The organism is Hydrogenophaga sp. NFH-34, assembly GCF_021401345.1.
Taxonomy (GTDB): Bacteria; Pseudomonadota; Gammaproteobacteria; order Burkholderiales; family Burkholderiaceae_C; genus Hydrogenophaga; species Hydrogenophaga electricum.
In genome coordinates this window covers 1-4,828 of sequence record NZ_JACBGE010000053.1, presented here as the reverse complement: position 1 = coordinate 4,828, position 4,828 = coordinate 1, and the positions used below count along the sequence as shown (strand labels likewise).

Sequence of the window (4,828 nt, the reverse complement as noted above, 5' to 3'; positions counted from 1 at the left end):
GCGGGAGGGGGAGCCGCCGCGAAGCGGTGGGGGAACCCCGCAGGGGTGCCCCGTGCCCCGGTTCGGTCAGCAACGGCGCTTATCCACAGCGCGGCGCTTCCCGAAGGGGTTTTTTAATAGTTTTTCTCTTGTTTATAAGGGGAATTTCTCTTTTAAATCAAAGAGTTACGTCCGCCTATCCTGACATTTTTCGGGCCATCCCTGACATTTTTCGGGTTTGCCTGACTTTTTTCGGGTGCAATCCACAATCCTGACTAATTGTGCAGGCGTCAGGATTGGCCTATACTGACTTCATATTTTCATGTCAGCAAAGCCCGGAGGTTGTCAGGATGGCGGGGACGAAGCGGGAGCAAATGGCCCTGGCGCACAAGGCGCAGGGCTACGACGTGGCCGACGTGGAGCGGCCAGCGGGGGAACGGTGGGTGACGATGAGCAATGCGCTCACGCGGGCAGGCCACGGCCTGACGCTGGCCGAGAAACGCATCGTGGCCGCTGCGGTGTCCAAGCTGGACAGCCGCCGCGTGCTCAAGCCCGGCGAGGTGCCGCGCACCAAGATCACCGCCGCCGAATACGCCGAGACCTTCGAGGTCGATATGAACACGGCCTATGACCAGCTCCAGGGCGCGGCCAAGCAGCTCTACAACCGCTCGATCACGTTCTACGAGCCTGCCCACAAGCGCAACGGCAAGCCGCTGCCGCCGACGCGGGTGCAAATGCGCTGGGTGGGGTCGGTGAAGTACCAGGACGGCGAGGGCTGGGTCGAACTGGCGTGGTGGCCGGATCTGCTGCGCCACCTCACCGGCCTGCAACGGCAGTTCACGACCTACCAGCTCCAGCAGGCCAGCGCCCTGCGCTCGGGCTACTCCTGGAAGCTCCTGGAACTGCTGATGCGCTTCGAGTCGACCGGCTGGGCCGAATACACCATCGAGGACTTCAAAGCCTCGATGGACGCGCCGCCGAGCCTCAGTGACTTCGGCCAAGTGAAGCGCCGGATCATCGATCCTGCGGTCAAGGAACTGACCGAGAAGGACGGCTGGCTGATCCAGTGGCAGCCGATCAAGGCGGGCCGCAAGGTCAAGGCGCTGCGCTTCACCTTCATGCGCGATCCGCAGGGGCAGCTCCCGCTCTAGCGGCTCATGCCTCGGTCGTTGGCGCGGTACTGCTGCCGCTGCTCGGCCAGCAGCTCGCGCACCTGCTCGCGGCGCTGGCCATCGTTGAGGATGCGGTCGAGGATGGCGGGGCGCATCTCCTTCGGTGCGGCGTTGTAGCCGTCGATCAGCTTCTTCAAACCCTCGGGCGCGGCCTTCCACTGCTCGCCCCGGTCACTCCACCCCGACATGCGCAACTCGCGCCGCTGGGCCATCAGCTTGAAGTCCCTGGGCACCGCCTCCCGCTCGCGCTCGATGCGCTGCTGCTGTAGCCGCTTCGCCTCGGCCTCGCGCTCCTGGCGGGCCTTCTCCTTCTGCAAGGCTTCCAGCTCGGCCACCTTGGCCCGGATCGGCGCCTGCTCGGCCTCGATGCGCTGGTGCGCCTGCTGGCGCACGTGCTGCACGCGCAAGCTGGCTTCCTCGATGCGCGGCCCAAGTCGCTGCCACTCGGCGCGGTGTTCCTCGCGCTGTTGTTCCAGCTCGCGCAGCTTGGGCGCATGCCCGATGCCCTTGTCGTGGAACCACGCCTGCACCTTGTGCGCCTCCCGCCATGCCTGCGCCTGGTCGCGGGCGCGGGCTGCGGCGCTGCCCGCTTCGGTGTGCCGGTTCTGGAGCGCCTGGCGCTCGGCTTCGGCCTGGAGCACTACCGGGTCGCGCTCTACCAGGTCGATCACTCGCGGCGGCCGCAGGCGGGCAATCTCCTGGGCCAACTCGCGGCTGTTCATGCGCTCCAGGCGCTGGCGCTCCTGCTGCGCCTTCTCACGCTCGGCCCGCTCTCGGGCCTCCCGCTGGGCCTGTTCGCGGCGCTGCCGCTCGGCCTCCAGGTGGATGACCTCGGCGCGGGCGTCGGGCACGGCGCGGGCCAGCTCCTGGCGGGCCTCGGCCAGCTCGGCGCGGGCCTGCCGGAACTCGATCACGTTGGCCCGGCCCTGGCCGCGCCACTGGCTCGGCAACTGCTTGCGCTCCGGCTCCAGGCCGGTGCCGCGCTCGGCGTGGCTGCGCATGTCGATGCGCTGCTCCACCCCGGCCCGCTCCAGGTGCGCATTGCACATGGCCTCCCAGCGCCCGCGCAGCTCTTTCAGCTCGGCGGCCCGCTCGGCCTTGGTCAAGGTCTGGCCCGCGCTCGGGCCGTAGCCCTTGCGTGCGCCGCCCTTCTCCGGGGCCTTGGCGTTGTACCGCTTGAAGTACTGCTCCGGGTCGCGCTCGATGCCGTCGCGCTGCCGCTCCGAGAACATCAGATGCACGTGCGGCTGCTCCTGGCCGTCCGCCGCCGTGGGCGTGTGGATCGCCCACTGATAGGCGTGGCGGTCGCCTATCTCCTGGCGTACAAACTCGCGCACCAGCGCGGCCCGCTGATCGGCGTCCAGCTCACGCGGAAGGGCAATCTCCATTTCGCGGTAGGTGGTGCCGTTCTTGCGCTCGAAGGCGTCCGCCGCCTGCCAGAACGCTTGCGGGTTGGACTGCGCCCAGGCGGGCATGTTGCCCGCCTCGGTCGCCTCCAACTTTTCGCCGCGCTCTAGGCGGTCGGCGTACTGGCCTTCGCGGGCGATGTAGGCAGCATGAGGCCCGGCCTTACCGGCCTTGCCTACCTTCATGCTCAATCGCCCGATTGCCACCGCCGCCGCTCCTCGTGTTTTTGCGCCGTAGGCGCTGGGGTGCAGGGGCTTCCCCTGCCGCGCGTTTCTCGGCTTGCCGAGAAACAACTAAGCGCGCCTTCCGTAAAACGGAAGGATACAGCAGCCGTCGCGCCACGGCCACCTTCCGCGTAGAATGGGAGCATCTAACAATTCATTCAAGCCGACGCCGCTTCGCGGCGCGGCTTAACTCAGGCGTTAGATGCCAGATTTGGCGTTGCGTATGCTCACAGAAAATCGATAGCCGCAAGACTGTTTTTGGCAACTCATAGCCACTACAATTTCTCCTTCATACCGTAGAGGAGATTGCGCGTGAAGAACTGGATATTTCTGGCTGTTTCAATCTTTGGCGAGGTCATCGCAACTTCCGCACTGAAGTCTAGCCATGGATTCACCAAGTTAGTTCCTTCTGTTGTAGTTGTGGCTGGCTACGGGCTTGCGTTCTATTTCCTCTCTCTCGCACTCAAGTCCATCCCGGTCGGCATTGCTTATGCTGTTTGGGCTGGCCTCGGCATCGTACTTGTGGCAGCTATCGCTTGGATCTTCCATGGCCAGAAACTAGACTTGTGGGCGTTCGTTGGCATGGGACTTATCGTTAGTGGCGTCGCCGTTCTAAATCTGCTATCCAAGGTCAGCGCACATTGACCGGGCTGGCATCTAACACAGAGGGAGACGCACCCATGACGCAGGACAAGTGGCTGGCCGAACGGCTGGCATACCTGCGCGGCTTGAAGGCTCCCAGCGATCAACAGCGCCTGCTGCTGATGCTGGCCGACAAGCCCGACCGCACCGCCGACGACGCCCGCAAACTGGCCGCCCTGGTACGCGCCGAGAAGGCCGCCGAACGCGCCCAGAAGGCCCGCGCCGACGCCGCCCGCATCATCAACGCCGAGAAGGCCGCCGAGAGGAAGGCCCGCGACCATGAGCTGTACCAGTCGGCGGGCCTGCTGATCCTGGCCGGGTTGGTCGATACCACGACAGGCAAGCCGACCCGCGACCGGGGCGAGCTGCTGGGCGCTCTGGTGTCGCTGGCCGAGGCCCAGGTCGATGACGCCAAGAGGGCAGCTTGGAAGGCCAAAGGCGATGCCCTGCTGGCCGAGAGGGCGCGGCGATGACGGACTACGGCTATGCCATCGACCCCCGCCCCGCCGAACTGGGCGGCGGCTGGCGGCTGCGGCTGCTGGAGAACGGCGAGGAAGTGGGCGGCGGGGTGTTCCCGCTGTCGCCCTACCTGTCGGCCTTCCCGGCCACCGACGAGGCGACCGAGCGCGAGATGGCCGAGAAGGCGGCCTACGAGGATGCCTTGGCCGAGGCGTCCGCGTGGCTCGCCACCCGGCCCGCCGACGAGGAACCGGCCTTTCTGGACGACGAAGGCCCGTCCGACGATCTGCCGACCCGCATCACCCTGCCCAAGTCCTGAACACCCTGGAGGCGCTGCCTCCAGACCTCCGCCCTCGCCGCCGGGAGGCTCGGGGGGCAGTCCTGGCGGGCTGCGCCCTTTGTCCTGCCCCCTCTCGCACAGGCTATTGGCCCTCCAGGGCCGTCAAGGGGCCGTGTCCTCGCCCTGCGGGCTGCGGGCCGCACCAACCCCTTGACTGCCCTTCCTGGCCACTCCAGAGGCTCTACAGCGCGTTTTCAGGGGACGCCAAGGGGTGGAGTAGGGGTCAAGGGTCGTAGGGGCTGCTGGCGCGGCCCGCAGCCCGCAGGGCGAGGACACGGGCAGCCCCGGAGAGGGCGAAGCCCGGCCCTTGACGCCTACGGAACCCCGATAGCCTCAGCCGGGGAGCAGGAGAAGGGCGAAGCCCGCCCCCTGCTCCCGCGGCGTATGGGGCAAGACCCCATGCGGGGGTCCAGCCCGAAGGGGGCTGGTCAAGCCCGTAGGGCGCGAAGGGGGGACAGCTCGCCCCCTTTGGGGGCCTCGATATGCGGGAGGGGGAGCCGCCGCGAAGCGGTGGGGGAACCCCGCAGGGGTGCCCCGTGCCCCGGTTCGGTCAGCAACGGCGCTTATCCACAGCGCGGCGCTTCCCGAAGGGGTTTTTTAATAGT

The 4,828-nt window shown here is 66.9% G+C and carries 5 protein-coding genes; 4 read left to right on the top strand and 1 reads right to left on the bottom strand.

Annotation, left to right across the window (positions count from 1 at the left end):
- Window positions 1–353 precede the first annotated feature (353 nt).
- A complete protein-coding gene (locus L0977_RS25180; protein WP_049194246.1) occupies window positions 354–1,130 on the top strand; it encodes a replication initiation protein in 777 nt (258 codons plus the stop codon).
- Here the strand turns inward: L0977_RS25180 and L0977_RS25175 are convergent.
- On the bottom strand, window positions 1,127–2,743 hold the full coding sequence (locus L0977_RS25175) for a MobA/MobL family protein (RefSeq protein ID WP_234267663.1): 1,617 nt from the start codon (window positions 2,741–2,743) through the stop codon (window positions 1,127–1,129). The two genes, L0977_RS25180 and L0977_RS25175, sit on opposite strands and share 4 nt — an antisense overlap.
- Window positions 2,744–3,094: 351 nt before the next feature.
- Between L0977_RS25175 and qac the strand changes: the two genes are divergently transcribed.
- The 3 genes from qac to L0977_RS25160 are packed head-to-tail and all read left to right on the top strand — an operon-like array spanning window position 3,095 to window position 4,202.
- On the top strand, window positions 3,095–3,427 hold the full coding sequence (qac, locus tag L0977_RS25170) for a quaternary ammonium compound efflux SMR transporter QacL (RefSeq protein ID WP_049194240.1): 333 nt from the start codon (window positions 3,095–3,097) through the stop codon (window positions 3,425–3,427).
- A 35-nt stretch (window positions 3,428–3,462) separates the two neighbouring features.
- On the top strand, window positions 3,463–3,897 hold the full coding sequence (locus tag L0977_RS25165; RefSeq protein WP_049218643.1) for a conjugal transfer protein TraD: 435 nt from the start codon (window positions 3,463–3,465) through the stop codon (window positions 3,895–3,897).
- Window positions 3,894–4,202 (top strand): hypothetical protein, encoded by a 309-nt coding sequence (locus L0977_RS25160; protein ID WP_049194245.1) that lies wholly within the window; start codon window positions 3,894–3,896, stop codon window positions 4,200–4,202. The genes L0977_RS25165 and L0977_RS25160 overlap by 4 nt, the downstream gene beginning before the upstream one ends.
- Window positions 4,203–4,828 lie beyond the last annotated feature (626 nt).